At 45.0% G+C, this 19,670-nt stretch carries 16 protein-coding genes and 1 riboswitch; of the genes, 15 read left to right on the forward strand and 1 reads right to left on the reverse strand.

Going from position 1 to position 19,670, the window contains the following annotated elements:
* The first annotated feature begins 88 nt into the window (after positions 1–88).
* From QFZ78_RS26290 to QFZ78_RS26315, 6 genes are all read left to right on the forward strand, one after another.
* A complete protein-coding gene (locus QFZ78_RS26290; protein ID WP_307551961.1) occupies positions 89–1,624 on the forward strand; it encodes an ABC transporter substrate-binding protein in 1,536 nt (511 codons plus the stop codon).
* The gene (locus tag QFZ78_RS26295) at positions 1,621–3,258 is read left to right on the forward strand and encodes a pectinesterase family protein (RefSeq protein ID WP_307551963.1); all 1,638 of its coding nucleotides are present in this window, start codon (positions 1,621–1,623) and stop codon (positions 3,256–3,258) included. The genes QFZ78_RS26290 and QFZ78_RS26295 overlap by 4 nt, the downstream gene beginning before the upstream one ends.
* Positions 3,259–3,848: 590 nt before the next feature.
* On the forward strand, positions 3,849–5,312 hold the full coding sequence (locus tag QFZ78_RS26300) for a catalase (protein ID WP_307551965.1): 1,464 nt from the start codon (positions 3,849–3,851) through the stop codon (positions 5,310–5,312).
* 44 nt (positions 5,313–5,356) lie between these two features.
* Entirely contained in the window at positions 5,357–5,632 is a 276-nt protein-coding gene (locus QFZ78_RS26305) for a Fur family transcriptional regulator (protein WP_307551967.1), read from the forward strand.
* A gap of 149 nt (positions 5,633–5,781) precedes the next feature.
* Positions 5,782–6,543, forward strand: coding sequence for a metallophosphoesterase (locus tag QFZ78_RS26310; RefSeq protein ID WP_307551969.1), 762 nt, complete (start codon positions 5,782–5,784; stop codon positions 6,541–6,543).
* 105 nt (positions 6,544–6,648) lie between these two features.
* Complete coding sequence (locus QFZ78_RS26315; protein WP_307551970.1) at positions 6,649–7,326, forward strand: hypothetical protein; 678 nt, start codon at positions 6,649–6,651, stop codon at positions 7,324–7,326.
* Positions 7,327–7,905: 579 nt separating this feature from the next.
* Here the strand turns inward: QFZ78_RS26315 and QFZ78_RS26320 are convergent.
* Positions 7,906–8,982 (reverse strand): DctP family TRAP transporter solute-binding subunit, encoded by a 1,077-nt coding sequence (locus tag QFZ78_RS26320; protein ID WP_307551971.1) that lies wholly within the window; start codon positions 8,980–8,982, stop codon positions 7,906–7,908.
* A 116-nt stretch (positions 8,983–9,098) separates the two neighbouring features.
* Between QFZ78_RS26320 and QFZ78_RS26325 the strand changes: the two genes are divergently transcribed.
* The 9 genes from QFZ78_RS26325 (at position 9,099) to purS (ending at position 19,668) form a co-directional block, all read left to right on the forward strand.
* On the forward strand, positions 9,099–10,697 hold the full coding sequence (locus tag QFZ78_RS26325; protein ID WP_307551972.1) for an ATP-binding protein: 1,599 nt from the start codon (positions 9,099–9,101) through the stop codon (positions 10,695–10,697).
* Entirely contained in the window at positions 10,675–11,388 is a 714-nt protein-coding gene (locus QFZ78_RS26330; RefSeq protein WP_307551974.1) for a response regulator, read from the forward strand. The genes QFZ78_RS26325 and QFZ78_RS26330 overlap by 23 nt, the downstream gene beginning before the upstream one ends.
* 126 nt (positions 11,389–11,514) lie before the next feature.
* Complete coding sequence (locus QFZ78_RS26335) at positions 11,515–12,939, forward strand: NAD-dependent malic enzyme (protein ID WP_307551975.1); 1,425 nt, start codon at positions 11,515–11,517, stop codon at positions 12,937–12,939.
* A gap of 30 nt (positions 12,940–12,969) precedes the next feature.
* Complete coding sequence (gene dctA, locus QFZ78_RS26340) at positions 12,970–14,265, forward strand: C4-dicarboxylate transporter DctA (RefSeq protein WP_307551977.1); 1,296 nt, start codon at positions 12,970–12,972, stop codon at positions 14,263–14,265.
* Positions 14,266–14,974: 709 nt separating this feature from the next.
* Positions 14,975–15,076: riboswitch (purine riboswitch) on the forward strand.
* Positions 15,077–15,239: 163 nt separating this feature from the next.
* Entirely contained in the window at positions 15,240–15,725 is a 486-nt protein-coding gene (purE, locus tag QFZ78_RS26345; protein ID WP_029198283.1) for a 5-(carboxyamino)imidazole ribonucleotide mutase, read from the forward strand.
* On the forward strand, positions 15,722–16,900 hold the full coding sequence (gene purK, locus QFZ78_RS26350; protein WP_307551978.1) for a 5-(carboxyamino)imidazole ribonucleotide synthase: 1,179 nt from the start codon (positions 15,722–15,724) through the stop codon (positions 16,898–16,900). Before purE ends, purK begins: the two co-directional genes overlap by 4 nt.
* A 30-nt stretch (positions 16,901–16,930) precedes the next feature.
* The gene (gene purB, locus QFZ78_RS26355) at positions 16,931–18,226 is read left to right on the forward strand and encodes an adenylosuccinate lyase (protein ID WP_047676348.1); all 1,296 of its coding nucleotides are present in this window, start codon (positions 16,931–16,933) and stop codon (positions 18,224–18,226) included.
* Between the two features lie 69 nt (positions 18,227–18,295).
* The gene (locus QFZ78_RS26360; RefSeq protein ID WP_307555910.1) at positions 18,296–19,153 is read left to right on the forward strand and encodes a phosphoribosylaminoimidazolesuccinocarboxamide synthase; all 858 of its coding nucleotides are present in this window, start codon (positions 18,296–18,298) and stop codon (positions 19,151–19,153) included.
* A gap of 275 nt (positions 19,154–19,428) precedes the next feature.
* A complete protein-coding gene (purS, locus tag QFZ78_RS26365; protein WP_056830702.1) occupies positions 19,429–19,668 on the forward strand; it encodes a phosphoribosylformylglycinamidine synthase subunit PurS in 240 nt (79 codons plus the stop codon).
* The last annotated feature ends 2 nt before the right edge of the window (positions 19,669–19,670 follow it).

The following is a 19,670-nucleotide window of genomic DNA, read 5'->3' on the forward strand; positions in this document are numbered from 1 at the left end:
CTGTGTTTATCTTAAAATAGGGGGATAGCCGATCAGCCTAAGGCATAATTGTAATCGATTTCAAGGTGGCTGGAGGAGAGAGATCGAGATGAGAAAGTCCATGTATGTATTGCTTTTCGTATTAACTACAGTTTTATTCGTTATGATCATCACCTATTGCAGGGCGAATCCTGATAAGTCATCGATGGTTTCCACACCGGCACCAGCTAAATCGGACATACAGCCAACAACACTTAAACTATTGTTTCCTTTGGACAAACCGGCTGCTCAGGAAGAAGTCATTCGAGCTGTTGAAGCTAAGCTGGCTAAGGATGGTTTACCGATTAAGCTGGAGTTTACGTATATCCCTTATGACCAGTATTGGAATAAAGTATGGCTGATCGCAGCGAGTGGCGAGCCTTATGACATAGCTTTATCGGCATTTTCCAATATATCGGATTTTGTTTCCAAAAAAGTGCTTGCTCCCCTTGATGCTGCACTCGAAAATTATGGTCAGAATATCGTCAAAAGCACACCGGATTACGCTTTTCAAGGTGTGACGATTAACGGTCATATCTACGGTATTCCTCGTGTGATGCCGATTTCGGAATTTCAAAGCTTCGTACAGATCCGAGGTGATTTGAGAAAGAAGTACGGTCTTCCGGAAATCAAGACAGTAGCAGACATGGATTTATATTTGGAAACGATTCATAAGAATGAGCCGGCGATTACACCCTATTTTTATGATACTGGCCGATTCTTGCTTAGAGAATATGGCGATGTGGCTTTTTTTGCCGGCGGATACCTGAATGCTCCCGTTTATATTGATCCTGCGGATCCGCAGCTTAAGGTCAGAAATACGTATGAATCGGACTTTTTCCAGAATATCATGGAGAAGATGCATGACTGGCAGAAGAAGGGATATATCCCGTATGGACCTTCAGATACTTCTCGTTATCCGGACCCTGAAATTGCCTTTAACTCGGGTAAAGTTGCCGCTACTTGGAGCGTTGTTTTGAAGCAAACAGAGAGAATCGATGCTTTTAAAGCAATGAACCCAGAGGGAGAGCTGGAAAATGTGTATCTACATCCGGAAAAACCCAAGTACCTGTTCACCGGAGCGGACAATATTCTTTCCGTTTTTTCAACGAGTCAGCATGTAAATGAATCTGTAGCTTTCATCAATTGGCTGAGGAGCAGTCAGGAAAACTATGATCTGTTCACCTATGGGATTAAGGATGTTAATTATAAGTTGAAGGACGGCGCCATCGATTATGACGGGATTGAGCCTAAACATCAATATACGCCGATCAGTTGGAGCTGGAACGATATCCGATATGTTCGTTTCAGTAAGTATATCTCACCCGAATACAGCAACCAGCTGCGTAACTGGGATAAGGAAGCGATAGTATCGCCAACGCTGGGTTTTGTACCCGATCTGGCTCCAATCAAATCGGAGATTGCCCAGCTTAACGTTATTATTACGGAGTACCTGCCTCTCTTGTATGACGCTAAGGTAGATTGGGCAGTAACGATGGAGAGATTTAGAGCGAAGTTGAAGGATGCAGGTATGAATCATGTCATGACCGAAATTCAAAAACAATTTGATGCCTACAGAGCGACCAGAAAGGGCGATAAATCATGATTACAGTAGCAGCAGATGGAAGTGGAGATTTCGTTAGCATACAGGAGGCAGTCAATCAAATTCCTGATGGACAGATAGAACGGATGATCATTTACATAAAAAGCGGTATTTACAAAGAAAAGCTTCACATCCATAAACCGCTTATCAGTTTGATCGGGGAATCAGCGGAGACGACGATCATCACCTATGATGATTATGCCAATAAGACGTTCCCGAACGGAGAGCTTTACAACACCTTTCATTCTTACACTGTATTTATTAGTGGGGATGATGTTACGTTCGAGAACATCACGTTCGAGAATTCAGCCGGAAAAGGGGAAATCGTCGGGCAAGCGCTGGCTGCTTACGTCGACGGTGATCGGGTCTCCTTTAAAGATTGCAAATTTCTTGGTCATCAGGATACGTTGTTTACGGGGCCTTTGCCACCCAAACCGAGAGACCGTGCTAGCTTCGGGGGCCCTAGAGATGGCGTCCCTACACGCCCAGTGCGTCAATATTATGAGCGCTGTTATATCCAAGGGGATGTTGATTTTATTTTCGGATCGGCTACGGCTGTCTTTCAGGATTGTGAAATTTCTTCGTCTGGACGGGGGTGGATCACGGCAGCATCAACACCAGAGGATGTGCAATTTGGGTATGTGTTTATTGGATGTAAATTAACCGGTGATGCGCCTGAGCAATCGGTTGGTTTGGGAAGACCCTGGAGGAATTACGCAAAGGTTGCTTTCATTAACTGCTGGTTGGGACCCCATATCAAGGTGGAAGGATGGGACAGATGGAACGAACGGGAGAGTGTGGATGCGCTTGAATTCATGGAATACGGAAGCGTTGGTCCTGGAGCTGTTAACCAAGGACGCATAGAATGGTCCAAGGCACCCACTCACATGGAAGCGCAGCGGCTTACTGCCCAGCATATTCTAGCGGGCCATGACGGTTGGAATCCGACATCGGATATACAACCGATTACCCTTTATTTGGCTGGTGACTCGACCATGTCGAGCTATGCGTCCTCTTACTATCCGCGTCTTGGATGGGGACAGGTGCTGGGACGTTTGTTTGAAAACAGTGTAGCTGTAAGCAATGATGCCGCTTCGGGAAGAAGCTCCAAAAGCTTTATCGATGAGGGGCGTTTGGCCGCTATATTAAAACGGATACGTACAGGGGACTACCTCTTTATTCAATTCGGTCATAATGATCAGAAACCCGATAAAGAAAGACAAACCAATCCCCAGACAAGTTATCTGGATCATCTGCGGCAGTATGTGGAGGGGGCTAGGGCAAAAGGGGCCACACCGGTTCTGATCACCTCTGTTCAAAGGCGCAGCTTTGACGAGCAGGGAATATTCACCGATACGCACGGTGAATATCCGGCTGCTATGAAGCGACTAGCGGAGGAATGCGAGGTAGCCGTTATAGATTTAGCGGAAAAGAGCAAAGAGCTTTTCATAAAATGGGGAGCAGAACGGACGAAATCGTTGTTTCTTTGGCTTAATCCTGCGGAATATGCCAATTATCCGGATGGGCTCAAAGATGATACACATTTCTCAGAAGCCGGTGCGGTTGAAGTGGCTAACTTAGTTGTAGATGGTATGAAGGAATTAGGATTTCCAATTGCAGAATGGATTCGAAGATAATCGCGTAATCACTAGTTTTGAAGGCTGTTAAGTTCGTCCGCATGTGCGGTGGGACTTAACGGCTTTTTTTAAGAATAAGAAAGTATAAGTTTTCTGAGGCATGAGAGATTGAGATGATTCCATTGCACATAATCCAATCTACACCTCATAATGATATACCCATTCCTTAGAATACTGCACATTTCCCAATGGGAGTGGATGTAGCCAATTCATATTCATATTGTTGCAAAGCGTGCAATAACCTACAGCCAGCGAACAAGCTGTAAAGATGTTTTTCATCGTTACAGTCGCGAGGGGATGTGGAGTCGTGTCTGTAACGATATATTTCATCTTTACAGGGGGGAGTAACTGTGAAATAGAGGATCTACGTTCCTCTTAATCCTGAATTCGGGTGTTTCCGCACAAATAGCAGATTCTCGTTCCCTTTAAAGATCACACCTCTGTAGATTACAGCAATTTCAGGTTTAACAAGCGTAGAAAGCGTTATTGACAACTCTTCTCAATTAAAATAAAATAGGTATTACATAATAATTATTCTAAATAAGTGATGTGCTATTTTATTACAATTTTACCTACGAAGGAGAATACAGATGTCCCATAACCACTTAACAACGAACCAGGGTGCGCCTGTAGGCGATAACCAGAACTCACGGACAGCAGGCCAGAACGGCCCGACGCTATTGGAGGATTACCACTTATTAGAGAAGATCGCTCATTTTGATCGGGAACGTATTCCGGAGCGTGTGGTTCATGCGCGTGGAGCGGGAGCTTTTGGAACCTTTACGGTCGAGAATTCCATGAAACGCTATACGAAAGCAGGATTCCTAGCTGAAGCGGGCAAAGAAACGGCGGTATTCGTACGCTTTTCCACCGTTATTCACGGTCAAGGGTCACCTGAAACAGCACGCGATCCACGTGGATTCGCGGTTAAATTTTATACAGAAGAAGGCAACTACGATCTAGTTGGCAATAATCTTCCTGTTTTCTTTATCCGCGACGCGATGAAATTCCCTGATATGGTTCACTCCTTAAAGCCCGCGCCTGACACAAATGTTCAGACACCTGACCGCTATTGGGATTTCATGTCACTGACACCGGAATCGACGCATATGCTGACTTGGGTATTCTCAGACTACGGAACGCCGGCGAATTACCGTGAAATGAATGGATTTGGTGTCCATGCGTTTAAATGGATCAATTCCGTAGGGAATTATGTGTATGTGAAATATCACTGGAAACCGCATCAAGGCGTTCGCAATTTGAGCAAAGCCGAAGCATCAGTCATTCAGGGCGAGGATTTCAGCCATGCGACAAGAGATTTGTACGACCACATCGATCGCGGTGAATTCCCGAAATGGGATCTGCATGTGCAGCTGCTGCAGCCAGAAGATCTGGATGCTTACGATTTTGATCCGCTGGATCCTACAAAAGTGTGGCCAGAAGATCTGATACCTTTGCAAAAAGTAGGGACGATGACGTTAAACCGCAACGCTCAGAACTTTTTTGCAGATGTGGAGCAAGCAGCTTTTGCGCCAAGTGTGTTGGTATCAGGGATCGAGCCTTCGGAAGATAAGCTGCTGCAAGGCCGACTTTTCTCCTACCCAGATACACAAAGACACCGTCTCGGTGCCAACTACCTGCAAATTCCGGTGAACTGCCCTTATGCAACCGTGCAAAATAACCAACGCGATGGCGCTATGCAAATGAAGCAGCAGACTGGCAGTGTAAATTATGAGCCGACTCGTCATGCTGATGCACCAAAAGAAGCGCCTGAATTCCGCGATAGCAGCGCACCACTGGGCGGAACTGTTGTTAGACAAAAAATCGCGAAAACCAATGATTTCGCACAAGCCGGAGACACATTCCGCAGCTTCACTGAACAGGAGCAAGCAAACTTCATTTCCAATCTGGTAGGCGATCTCTCCTCTGTACATGAGAAATCGAAATTGCTTGCGATTTGTAACTTTTATAGAGCTGATGCGAAGTTGGGAGAAAGTTTGGCGGCAGGCTTGAACGTGGACATATCGACTTACTTACAACATTTGAAACGTTAAAGGTCATCATAAATAAATGTCAATAAATCGTAGAGGAGGTTTCCATGATGATACAACATGATCTGAATTTAGCGCTGCAGAAGATGCGGGCCAAAAATATTACCTTAACACCGCAGCGGCGTGCGTTATTGGAATATCTTTATGCACAGGGGAGTTACACAACGGTCAAAGACATATGTGAAGCGCTCAGTGTAAAATATCCTCATATTAATGCTATGACAGTTAACAGCAGCTTGCACGTATTCAAGCAGTTAGGATTGGTTAATGAATTGGCTGTTATCGGTGCCTCCTTACGATATGAAGCCGCAATTTGTTCGTAAAAAAATAGTAAGGCGCTGCAGGGTGGGAAGTGTTTACTTCTTAGCACCACTGCAGCGCCTTTTTTAACTGTAAAGGAATATTCCGAAATATCTAGAATATATGTTAACTTCGACAAAATAAATTTCTAAGAGGAGGATGGTGAAGTTATTTGACTTATTTATCCATATTGATTCTAATACTCTTATTTTATATAATTTTCATTTTACCTACACAATGGCTAAAAGTTGAGCGGATTAAATACCCTCTGGATTTAAGATTGAAAATCCTACAGATTAGTGATATGCATGTAGAACGATTAAGGATAAGTCCATCTAAAATTACAACTATTATTAATCGTGAGAAACCAAATTATATTTTTGTTACAGGTGATTTTACCAAATATCGAAAAAGTCTCTTTAAACTAGAAAAGTATCTCAGAGCTTTGGTTATATGTAACGTACCCATTTATTGTGTTCTCGGAAACCATGATTATCAGCAAAAAAATGTACAGGATTTAATCAATCTACTAAGAAAATATGGTTTGCATTTGTTAACTAATGAATCGGTACATTTAGAGCAATTTGAGTTAATTGGAATTGATGATTTTGATTCAGGCAAGAGCAATATAGAAAGATCGTTTCAAAATGTTGATCATAGTAAAACTAAAATCGTTATTACCCACGATCCTAACGTAGTCTTACATTTAAATATACAATATGACTATTTAGTGGCTGGGCATCTACATGGTAAACAATTTAATGTTCCATTTTTCTTTAGAATCAAAAATGCGGGTAAATTGCCTAGGATGGGGATTTATAAGGGTCTCCATAAAAATCGATTTGGCACTTACTACATATCTAAGGGGATTGGGCAGACGGGTATTAATGCAAGATTTCTAGTCAGAAGTGAGATAACGATGCACTATCTATAGAACAAAGTATGTTTACTATTGCTATGATACTTTGACTGGCTGACGGTAAAATGGAGGGGATCCGCTCTGGGTATCGATTTTTACAAGAAATGGGCATGCCAAAAAATGATTGAATCATCGCAGACGAACATTTGGGAAGGCCACTGGGCGTGCGCGGTTTTAGCCTTGATTGGAGTTTTGGAAGAAAACCTGGTACCGGGAACGCTGGAAGCCACGATTCGCAAACATCTCGAAAAAACGGTGGAGGAACACCCAAACGATAAGCAGTATCGTGCCCACAAGGAATACGCAGGCTTTCGTAATGGTATTTTGAGCTTGCTCGTCAAAAAAGATCAATCTTGCCATGCATTGGGTCATGATGTGATCTATGCGTATTACATGCTGGCTGCGCTCTCTCGCTCCGAAGTTCCGGCTTCGGTCGAATTGTACAATGCCATGACTACATTGCTGGAGGGATTTGCTGCGTCCGGTCCGGGTTTTGTAACGATAAACGGAAACAACATCGTCATTGATCCTGAAGACATCCCTGTAACGACAACAAGGGTTCCACTGACTCCCGCTGTTGTGCTTGATCTTTTCCATAACTTTCAGAGGCCGTACCAAATGGAAAAAGGCGATATGCAGCTCGGACACCTCCTTACTCATGGCCACTCCATCTTAGAGCTGAAGCAAGTATTTCGCGATCATGGGCTTGTTCAGTCGGATTTTGTAGTTATCTATTTTCCTGTTGCGCTCTCTGACAATATTGTGGCACACTATGGATATCACGAAATAACCGAGTAGCAAAGAATGCCCCGCTTCCTTTCTAAATCGGAAAGGAGTCGGGGTTTTGTGTTTTTTAAAACGAATATGAAGAGGCGGGTGATCAGGGAATGGGTTTTGAGATCGAACACGATAAATGGATAGGTGATCATCTTAGGCGAAGAAGAGGGGAACGTCTGGATGCTCTGAAACGCGGCCATAGCTAAAGTGAAAAATCTATGTGAAAAATCGTATATAATTTGTCTTTTTGCATGAATCCCGCAAATTATGTTCGAAAAATCGTATATATCAACAGTGATTAAATGGATTTGCTTCGAAGCACTGATTTTTCCTAAGGCAAGGGTTTTTGACGCTTACATCAAAACTAAAAAAGAACTCCTTTCGGAGTCCTCTTCGACGGTGAATAGATTGATGGTACTTTTGCCTTGAACCTTACTTTGCTCGGTCTTTACCTTAACACACTATTGCAGTACATGACTACATTAATGAGCCCACGGCACATCGCCTCGCTTCAATATCGATTCAATAACAACTTCCCTGGTGTTTTATCATTGAATGATCTTTGACACTACACCTCGCTGTTTTCACCGTCGAAAGATATTATGTCCGATCTGGTTCGTAATATTCGTATTCCCGTCTAAGCTCGTACACGGCATCCATGAGCTCTTTACTAATGTAGGATCGAGCTTCTTCATAAACAGGCTCAAGCGCCTGCTGCCATTCATCCTGTTCCTCATTGGTTAGGATATGAACGTTCATCTGTCCAATCTTCTGTAACTCGTTCCATTGTTTGCGGTTGATCTCAATCGCATTTTGATTAGCCCAGATCGTTGTTTCCTGCATGGCTTCATTGATCGTTTTTTGCTGATCGGCGGATAACTTCTCCCAAAATACTTTATTCATTAGCACACCATAACCTAGATAAGCATGATTGCTTATGGTTAGATATTTTTGGACTTGATACATCTTTTTAGAGTAGATGTTCGAAATTGTATTCTCTCCACCGTCTACCAGACCGGATTCCATGCTGCGGTATACTTGGTTAAAAGGAATAGGGACGGACTTCGCATTCAGATGACGAAATTGGGATTCAATAACCTTGCTTGGAAGAATTCGAAACTTCAAATCCCGAAAATCTTCCAGATGAGCAAGAGTACCGCGGTTTGACGTCATTTGCTTAAAGCCATTGGCCCAAAAACCGAGACCAACGATGCCCTTTGGTTCTAATTTACGCATCAAAATGTTCCCGATCTTGCCTTGAAAAGCTTTTGCTACATCCTCATCGTTTTGAAAAACGAAGGGGAGGTCCATTGCCATCCATTCGGGAACGACTTCGGATATGTTAGAGAAGCTAGGAGCAATCATTTGAATGCTGCCTCCCTGCAAAGCAGCAACTTCTTCCGTTTCATTGTATAAAGTACTGTTCGGAAACAACTCTACTTTGAGGGTATCGTTAGTCTTTTCTTTGACTAGTTGGGCGAACTTTTGAGCCGCTAATCCTTTGGGTGTATTCTCCGCTACACTAAAGCTGAATCGAATGACCGTTTGTCGACCGAGTCCGATCTGCTCATCATCATTAACGAGCGGTCCGCTATTAAATTGCCAGGAAAAGCCGAATCCTACCGCTGTTAGGAGGCCGATTAAAAGAAACATAGTGATACCGATAAACGTTCTCATATGGACCCCCATTTGTTATGGATAATAAATTCAGTGTAACATAATGTATGATAATCTTAGAAATAAACGTTAGGCTAGAAAGTAGGTGATCGGCTTTGAGGATCAAGGGACTTCGCATGAATTGGAAAATTACGATCCTGTCGTTCGGCATTGTTTTATTTGCGATTTGTATCGGCGGTATCAATTTAATAGGCCGTGTTATTCACCTCCAGGAACAAGAACTAGGACAGAGACTGCTTGTGACTGCGCGTACAGTTACACAATTGCCTTCTATTCTCAGCGGGCTGACGGAACAGAGCCGAAGGCAGGAAATTAATCCAATTACTGAACGTCTTCGAATCATTAATGACGTTGACTATATTGTTGTCATGGATATGAACGGCATTCGTTGGTCTCACCCATCATCCTCCCGAATAGGGGAGCTTTCTCAGGGAGAGGACGAGCATTCCGCATTTGCCGAGCATACGTATCTTTCCAGGGCAAAAGGAGAGCAAGGGACAGCTCTCAGAGCCTTTGTACCTGTTATGAATGAGCAGCACGAGCAAATTGGTGTCGTGTTGGTGGGAAAGCTGGTTCCGGGATTGACAGGAATTATTCTTGATATGAGGGGGCAAATTTATGTAACGGTCCTCTTGTCTTTGCTTTTTGGTATTCTAGGTTCGTGGATGCTCTCTAGGCATATTAAGGAGCAGATGTTTCGTTTAGAGCCTGTTGAGATTGCGCAGCTGCTCGTTGAACGAACGGCTACTTTCAATGCGATGCATGAAGGGGTTATTGCGATAGACAGTAAGGAATACGTAACGGTATTTAATGATAAAGCCAAAAAAATGCTGCAAATCGAAGGGGACGTACTTGGACGTCCTATTCGAGAAGTACTGCCGGACACGAGACTTCCAGAAATTTTGCAGCTTAATCATGCTATTTACAACCAAGAGCTGCATATAGGACCTGCTGATATTTTGAGTAATCGGGTTCCTATTAAAGTAGGCCATCAAACGGTTGGCGCCGTAGCTATTTTTCAAGATCGCTCGGAGGTGACGAAAATCGCTGAAGAGTTGACCGGCGTAAGGGCATTTGTTGACGCACTTCGTGTGCAGAATCATGAATATATGAACAAGCTGCACACCATCGGCGGTTTGATCCAACTTGATCATAAGCAGAAGGCGCTGGATTATTTGTTCGAAACGATGGAAGCTCAATCCGAGCTCAGCAGCTTTGTCTCGAGCAAGATCGCGAATGAAAGCGCGGCCGGTTTACTTTTGGGGAAAATCAGCCGCGGCAGAGAGTTGGGCATCGATGTTCGTTTGGACCGGGCAAGCAGGTTGGTGCGATTTCCGGAAAATATGGATCAGCACGACATTGTGGTCATCTTGGGCAATCTGATTGAGAATGCTTTTGATGCTCTGAAGGAGAAGGATGGGAAGAAAGAGATCTTTATCAGTATCGAGCAGGATGATGACCTATTATCAATTTTGGTCGAGGATAATGGGAAAGGCATGGGGGAGGAAACCAAACAACGCCTTTTTGAGCGAGGCTTCTCAACAAATGCTGACGAAGGCAGGGGCATTGGTTTGTATTTAATCCATAATATTGTGAACAAATGCGGTGCTCATCTGGAAGTGGAGTCCACGGTTGGCGTGGGGACGAGCTTTATTCTCACTTTCCCTATGCATACAAGAGAGGAAGAAACTCATGTACAGAGTCGTACTGATTGAGGACGATCCGATGGTTCTTGAAGTGAACAGGCAGTTTATTGAGAGGGTTCCCGGCTTTGAAATTGTAGGGACATCCGCTAACGGTGTAGATGGAATCGATAAAGTTCGTGATTTGAAGCCAGACCTCGTAATTCTAGATATCTATATGCCGGGACAAAATGGAACCGAAGTGCTGCAGCAAATTCGAAATGAACAGTTACATACAGATGCGATTGTAATTACGGCCGCTAATGACATTCCAACGATCCAGCGGATGCTTCATCAGGGGGCAGTGGACTATATCATGAAGCCTTTTAAGTTTGAAAGAGTCCGAGAGGCATTGGAAAATTACCGAATGATGAAACGGAGATTAGGTAAGGAATCGACATTATCACAAGTTGAATTGGATCAATTATTACATGGAACCGTGGGAGAATCGATTCCTGGAACACCTGCCGTCAGCTTGCAAATGGATTTGCCCAAGGGTCTGCAAGCACTGACGATGAAACAAGTCATGCTATTTCTAATGCAGCAGCACAAATCTTTATCCGCTGAAGAAGTAGCCGAGGGCGTAGGATTGGCAAGAGTTACGGCACGAAGGTATCTGGAGTTTTTGGAGAAGAATAAGCAGGTGAAGCTAGACCTTGAATACGGCGGGATAGGGCGTCCGATCAATAGGTATGTATGGATGACAGAGGATAAAAGATCATAAGTCAAAGTGAAGACCAAAAAGACCATAAGTACCAATATGGTCAAATTCTTCACGTCTTCTTTTGAAAGCGATATCATGAAAACAGAAATAGATGTGACAAAGTCTGATATCGCTTGAGGTGCAATTATGTCAATCCCTTCGGGAGTTAATACAAGTATTATTTTGAGACTGGAATTGGATAAGGAGAAAGCGTCGTTCGGCAGTGTTGCTACGGCCATTAGTGATGCAGGTGGGGATATTATCGCCATTGACGTCGTTAGAACGGACAAAAACATCACGGTTCGAGATATCACCATCAATGTATACGATAACAAGCATACTGAACTGATTGCTGCGGCCATCCGCACATTGTCGGGAGTAAAAATCGTTCATGTTTCGGATCAAACGTTTCTGCTTCATTTGGGCGGGAAAATTGAAATGAGTCCAAAGTATCCCATTAAAAATCGAGATGACCTCTCCAGGGTTTACACGCCGGGTGTTGCAAAGGTATGTATGGCGATCCACGAAAAGCCATCCCTTGCCCATACGCTGACAATCAAACGGAATACGGTTGCGGTCATATCCGATGGAACTGCCGTACTTGGTCTGGGCAATATTGGACCAGAAGCAGCGATGCCTGTTATGGAAGGAAAGGCAATGTTGTTTAAGCAGTTAGCTGGTGTCGATGCATTCCCAATATGTCTGGCTACACAGGATACAGATGAAATTGTAAGTATTGTGAAAGCGCTATCTCCGACGTTTGGCGGAATCAATCTTGAGGATATATCTGCACCTAGATGCTTTGAGATTGAACAGCGTCTTATCGAGGAACTGGATATTCCCGTATTTCATGATGATCAGCATGGTACAGCTGTGGTGCTTTTGGCAGGATTGTTTAATGCCGTTAAGATCGTGGGCAAGAAGCTTGAGGATTGCAAAGTCGTGCTTTGCGGCATTGGTGCGGCAGGAACGGCTTGCACCAAAATGCTGATGGCGGCAGGTGTTCGAAATATTATTGGTGTCGATCGGCAGGGAGCCATCACACGTGAAGGCGTTTACGACAATCCGTTTTGGCAATGGTATGCAGAACATACGAATCCGAAGCAGATTCAAGGATCGCTTTCGGAAGTTATTGAAGGAGCAGATATTTTTATCGGCGTATCGGGTCCAGGCGTACTTAAAAGGGAAGACGTAGCCAAAATGGCGGAGAATCCGATCGTCTTTGCAATGGCAAACCCGACGCCAGAAATTCTCCCCGAAGAGGCAGAGCCTTATGTACGGGTTATGGCTACCGGCCGTTCGGACTATCCAAACCAAATCAACAATGTGCTGTGCTTCCCAGGCTTGTTCCGGGGGCTTCTGGATTGCAGGGCGTCCAGGGTGACAGAGAATATGAAGCTTGCCGCAGCCAAGGCGATTGCATCGGTTGTTCAAGAGGATGAGTTGAATGAGTCTTACATTATTCCAAGTGTTTTTAATCAATCGGTCGCAGAACGCGTGAGAGATGCGGTCGTCCAAGCAGCATATGAAGACGGGGTAGCCAGAAGACGCAGAGAGAAAGTCCAAGCCTAGTTCAGATATAGAAAGAAGGAGGATTTTACGATGATGAAACTTAGAAAAAACCTAACATTGCAGGTGTTGATAGCGATTGTACTGGGGATCGCGTTTGGGCAGTTCTTTCCTTCACAAGCAGCCGAGTTAAAGGTGCTTTCCGATGTGTTTATTAAAATGATTAAAATGGTGATTGCTCCAATCGTTTTCTTTACGATCGTGATTGGAATTGCAGGTATGGGCGATATGAAGAAAATCGGTCGTATCGGCGGCAAGGCATTGCTTTACTTTGAAATTATTACGACCCTTGCCATGGTCATCGGAGTCGCCGTGATGTACATTTTCAGACCGGGCGCGGGCATGAGCACAAGCGGCGTGAAGGCAGGGGATGTAGACAAATTTACGAAGCAAGCTGCCGCAACGAGCCATAGTTTTATGGATTTCCTCGTGGGCATTGTTCCAGATAACGTGATAGCGGCCTTTTCCAAAGCGGATATGCTGCCGATCCTATTCTTCTCCATATTATTCGGACTGGCGATGGCGGGTATAGGCAACAAAGTGAAGCCAGTCATGAGCTTTTTGGAGCTAGCGAACGAAATATTCTTCCGCCTCGTGGGAATTATTATGAAGTTTTCTCCGATAGCCGCTTTTGGCGCGATGTCCTATACGATCGGGAAGTTCGGCGTTAGTTCCTTGTTCTCCCTTGGAAAAATGATGGGTTCTGTATACATTACGATGGCGCTTTTCATCTTTATTGTGCTGGGATCTATTTGTAAGTTCTACGGATTCAGTCTTCTCAAGCTGCTGCGTCACATCAAGGAAGAATTGATGCTCGTTCTGGGAACTTCCTCATCAGAATCTGCGCTGCCGCGCGTCATGGAAAAGCTGGAGAAGTTCGGCGCTTCCAAGCCGGTCGTAGGTCTTGTAATTCCTACCGGCTACTCGTTCAACCTGGATGGCACTTCCATCTATCTGTCTATGGCGGGATTGTTTATTGCGCAAGCTTACGGTGTTGAGCTTAACTGGGTGCAATTATTGACATTCATGGGCGTACTCATGCTGACTTCTAAAGGCGCAGCAGGAATTACCGGGTCTGGCTTCGTAACACTGGCTGCAACGCTGGCTGCAGTTCCGAATAACGTTATTCCCGTCGAAGGTATGGCACTTCTCATTGGCGTGGATCGATTCATGTCCGAAGCGAGAGCGATTACAAACATTATCGGCAACAGCGTAGCGACAATAGTTATTGCCAAGAGTGAGAAGCAGTTTAATCCGAATCAATCAAATCAAGAAGAAACAGATATGTCGCTGCAAACGGGATCTGTGAAAGAAGTTTCTGCTGTGTAAAGTAAATTGGCTATGGGTATTCCATTTAATGGAATACCCTTTTTTTTACAACAATTCCCTTGATTTCTCTGGGCACGCTAAGGATGCTGTATGTTGGAGACTGTCGATTGTTTCATTATGCCTCCTCACAACTGGTATTCAAAACTCCAAAATCCGATTTGAGAGTCATTCAGTTTACGCGAGGGCATATGGGCTATAGTGGTTACCAATGTTGCATTTTCTACAACAATTCACACGCCTAAAGGCTATATCGCAACTTGAAGTTGCAGTTTGTACAACATTTTTGAGCCTATTTGTTGCGAAATGGCCTGAACAGGACCAAATTGTTGTACATGATGCAACAACAAAGGGAGAAAGCGAGGTATAGGCAGAAATTGTTGCACTTTCTACAACATCATTCAACCGCGAATATGGATTCATTCAAAGGACAACGTAAGACGTTTATTTTATGCTGATAAGTCATATATAAAGGTCTTGTCGAAAAATATTAGCACAATAAACGTCTGCGTATCGAAAGTAATTATTGCTGACAGATGTGGTCTCAGGGAAGATGAGAATCGCATCTTAGGTCGCAAACCGTTTAAAAGATAGAAAATGCACCAAAAAGCGAACTATTTAAAAGAATTATCCGAAAATTGTTCGTTTTTTGAAATTGACATCGCACGTTAGTTGGTAGTAAACTAGGGAAGCGGGAAATGAAGCCGCACTAATTGAAAATGTCGAATCAACTCGTATAAAATCAGGGATAAGGCCTGAAAGTTTCTACCCAAAAACCATGAATTTTTGGACTACGAGGAAGCGAATGAGGGAAACCATAGGAAGACGATGGTCTTTTTGCATTCGGTTCTTTTGCTGTCCAGCGGATAGAATCATGTATTCTAGCTCTGGGCGTTTTTTGGGTTTAAGGTTATAGATGATGTATTTGTAAACATGGTTTTAACACTACCATATAAGATGAGAGTAGGTTTGAAGTGATGACGGTACGTGTTGGTGTAATAATGGGAAGCCAATCGGATTGGGAAACGATGAAGCACGCATGCGACATGTTGGAAGAGCTGGGAGTGCCTTATGAGAAAAAGGTGGTTTCTGCGCATAGAACGCCGGACCTTATGTTCGAATATGCAGCCTCGGCGGCAGGCCGCGGCATTCAAGTGATTATTGCCGGAGCAGGAGGGGCGGCGCATCTACCAGGGATGGTAGCAGCCAAAACGGAGCTTCCGGTTATTGGTGTTCCGGTCAAAACGTCGACGCTGAACGGGCTTGATTCCTTGCTTTCAATCGTGCAAATGCCAGGTGGCATTCCAGTCGCGACTGTGGCAATCGGACATGCGGGCGCAACGAATGCAGGCCTCTTGGCAGCGCAAATTCTGGGCGCATTCGAGCCGGAGCTGCAAGCGAAGGTCAGAGCGCGTCGCGAGCGCATTGCACAGACCGTGATTGAAAGCAGTGACCTGTTATGAGCGAAACCTCAAACTTAAGCGATAAGGTCATCAAGCCAGGCGGTACCATCGGCATCTTGGGCGGTGGGCAGCTAGGCCGCATGTTGGCCTTGGCAGGACGCAACATGGGGTATCGCTTCGTGACGCTCGATCCTACGGATGACGCGCCTTGCGGTCAAGTCGCAGATGAGCAAATTCAAGCGGACTTTGACGATGTTGAAGCGGCGAGAAGACTCGCAGCCTTGTCGGACGTCATCACCTACGAATTCGAGAACGTCGATGCACATGTGACCAACATATTAATGAATGAGTCCTATGTTCCTCAAGGAAGTGAGCTTTTATACACGACCCAGCATCGTCTGCGTGAAAAGAAAGCGATTGAAGCAGCGGGCGTACCTGTTGCTCCATATGCTGAAATCAAGAGTGCAGAAGAACTAAAAGAAGCGGTACTGCGCTTCGGGACACCGTGTGTCCTCAAAACAGCAACCGGTGGCTACGATGGCAAAGGGCAATGGGTTCTTCGCTCGCTGGACGAGGTGGAGGAAGCTTACGAAACGCTCAGCCGCGCCAAAACAGAGCTGGTTCTCGAACAATTCATTCATTTTGACAAAGAATTATCCGTGATTGCGGCAAGAAGTCCACGCGGCGAGGTGAAGGCTTTTCCCGCTGCTGAAAATATACATGTACATAACATCCTGCATCAATCGATCGTCCCAGCGCGAATTCCTGTAGAGGTGCAAAAGGAAGCTGAAGAGCTTGCCGTGCGCATCGCAGAATCGCTCGGTGTGATTGGTTTGATCGCAGTGGAGTTATTCCTGACGAAGGATGGACAGCTTTACGTTAATGAGCTTGCGCCACGCCCGCACAATTCAGGTCACTTCACGATGGAAGCCTGCCGAACTTCACAGTTCGAACAGCATGTTCGCGCGATTTGCAACCTGCCGCTTGGTTCTACTGAGCTGCTGACACCTGTTGTGATGGTTAATTTGCTTGGTGAGCATATCGAACCGCTGCAAGAACTGATCGACCGACCCGATTTCCTGGAACATAGTGAATTAGGCGTTTCTGCGAAGGTTCATTTATATGGCAAGCAAGAAGCGAAAGAAAAACGCAAGATGGGACACATCAATCTCCTTACAAGCGATGTCGCGAAAGCACTAACTTGGATAGAACAGACAAGCATTTGGGGAAAGTAAGTAAATGAACTCATTGGAGGAACGGCTAACATGATTGAACGTTATACACGCCCAGAAATGGCACGCATTTGGACAGAGGAAAATAAATTCCAAGCTTGGCTTGAAGTCGAGATTCTTTCTTGCGAAGCATGGTCAGAACTCGGAGTTATTCCTAAGGAAGATGTGAAAGTACTGCGCGAGAACGCAAGCTTCAACATTGACCGCATTTATGAAATCGAGCAAGAGACGCGTCATGACGTGATCGCCTTCACTAGAGCAGTTTCCGAAACGCTGGGACCTGAGCGCAAATGGGTTCACTATGGTTTAACTTCGACAGACGTTGTCGATACAGCACTTGGCTACTTGCTGAGACAGGCAAACGAGATTTTGGACAAAGACATTCAGAATTTCATTGAAATCCTTCGCAATAAAGCAATCGAACATAAAGATACAGCCATGATGGGCAGAACGCATGGTGTGCATGCAGAGCCGACGACGTTTGGTTTGAAAATGGCGCTTTGGTACGAAGAAATGAAGCGTAACCTGGAGCGTTTCCGCTTTGCTGCTGATGGCGTGCAATTCGGTAAAATCTCAGGTGCAGTAGGCACCTACGCGAACATCGATCCATTCGTTGAAGAGTATGTGTGCGGCAAGCTGGGCACGAAAGCAGCTCCGATCTCTACACAAACCTTGCAGCGTGACCGTCACGCTGAGTACATGGCGACGCTGGCGTTGGTTGCTACGTCCCTTGATAAATTCGCGACTGAAATTCGCGCGCTTCAGAAGAGTGAGTTCCGCGAGGTTGAAGAGCCATTTGCAAAAGGTCAAAAAGGTTCCTCCGCCATGCCGCATAAGCGTAACCCGATTGGTTGCGAGAGCATTTCCGGTCTGTCCCGTGTGATTCGCGGGCACATGGTTTCCGCTTACGAGAACGTAACGCTTTGGCATGAGCGCGACATTTCGCACTCCTCCGTTGAGCGTATTATCCTGCCGGATGCGACGCAGCTGCTTAACTACATGCTGAACCGACTAGGCAACATCATCAAGAACTTGACTGTGTTCCCTGAAAATATGAAACGCAACATGCGCAGCACCTATGACGTTCCTTTCTCTGGCCGCGTTATGACGAAGCTGATCGACAAAGGCTTTGCTCGTGAGCAAGCGTACGATACGGTTCAACCAAGAGCGATGCAGGCATGGGAAGAACAGCGTTCGTTCCGCGAAATCGTAGAGAATGCTTCCGTGATTACAGAAGTGTTAAGCCCAGAAGAAATCGCAGATTGCTTCGATCCAAGCTGGCATTTGAAACATGTTGACACGATCTTTAACCGCTTAGGCTTGAAATAGAAAACAACATTTTTAGCAGGAAAGGATGTGTGGTTCGTGGCAAGCAATATCGTGGATTCAGCCGTTGAAATGATTAACGCTCCCCTGGTTCATAAGGGTAAAGTACGTGAACTGTATGATCTAGGCGAACATTTCCTTATTGTGGTGACGGATCGGATTTCGGCTTTTGATTATATGTTGAAGCCTGGTATTCCTGATAAGGGGTACGTTCTGAACGCGCTTAGTAAATACTGGTTCGGCATAACTAGCGGTTACATGAGCAATCACATTGTGCATACGGATGTGGAAAAGCTTCACGCGATTATTCCGAGTGCGGAAGATAGAGAGCTTCTAAAGGAACGTATTATTGTAGCGAAAAAAGCGGAGCGCATCTCCATTGAGTGCGTGGTTCGCGGGTACATCACAGGCAACGGCTGGAGACAGTACGAAAAAACCGGCGAGATTAACGGTCGCAAACTGCCTGAAGGCCTGCGCAAAAACGAGCGCTTGCAAGATCCTATTTTCACACCTGCGGCTAAAAATGATGTCGGTCATGACGAAGACATTTCCGTGGAACAAATGATTGAATTAGTCGGTGAGAAGCTGACTTATGAGCTGCAAGAGCGAAGCATTATGCTTTACACACTGGCTCATGCGATTTGTGAGCAAAAGGGTATTATTTTAGCAGATACCAAGTTTGAATTCGGCTTTTATGCGGGTGAACTTATTATTATAGATGAAATTTTCACGCCGGATTCCTCGCGTTACTGGTCAGAAGATAAATACGCCCTGAATATCGAGATTGATTCGATGGACAAAGAGCCCGTTCGTACGTACTTAGCGGGATCGGGTTGGGATAAAAATAGTGAGCCGGATGAGCTGCCAGCTTCCGTTGTAGAAGAAACTTCGAACCGTTATAAAGAAATTTTACACCGTTTGGTGGATTAGGGGAGGTTCCCCCACTCCCCCGGCTCCCCGCAGCTTAGGCTGCGACAAAAGGAATAAGAGCCTTTAGAGACTCTTATTCCATGGGAATCGCCGATATTCCGGCAAATAAGAGCCTTTAAGGTCTCTTATTTACCGGAATATCGGTCAAATTGTCTTTTTTAGGAGAAATAAGAGCCTTTAGAGGCTTCTATCCTCCCATTTTAGTGAAATAAACGACTTATAAGAGGCTCTAAGGACTTCTATTTTGACAAGCATATACGAGGAGGAGATTTGAAATGAAAGCAACGGTCTACGTAACGATCAAGCAGAACGTATTGGATGTTCAAGGAACTGCGGTGCAAGGAGCGCTTCATTCCATGGGTTTTGAGGAAGTTGGCAAGGTGCGCATCGGGAAATACTTGGAGTTAGAACTGGATACAACGGATAAAGCAGAAGCGGAAGCACGCGTAAAAGCAATGTGCGAGAAGCTGCTTGCGAACACGGTTATCGAAGACTACCGCTACGAGTTGGCGTAATA

Origin of the sequence: Paenibacillus sp. V4I5, from assembly GCF_030817255.1 — a bacterium.
Classification (GTDB): Bacteria; Bacillota; Bacilli; order Paenibacillales; family NBRC-103111; genus Paenibacillus_E.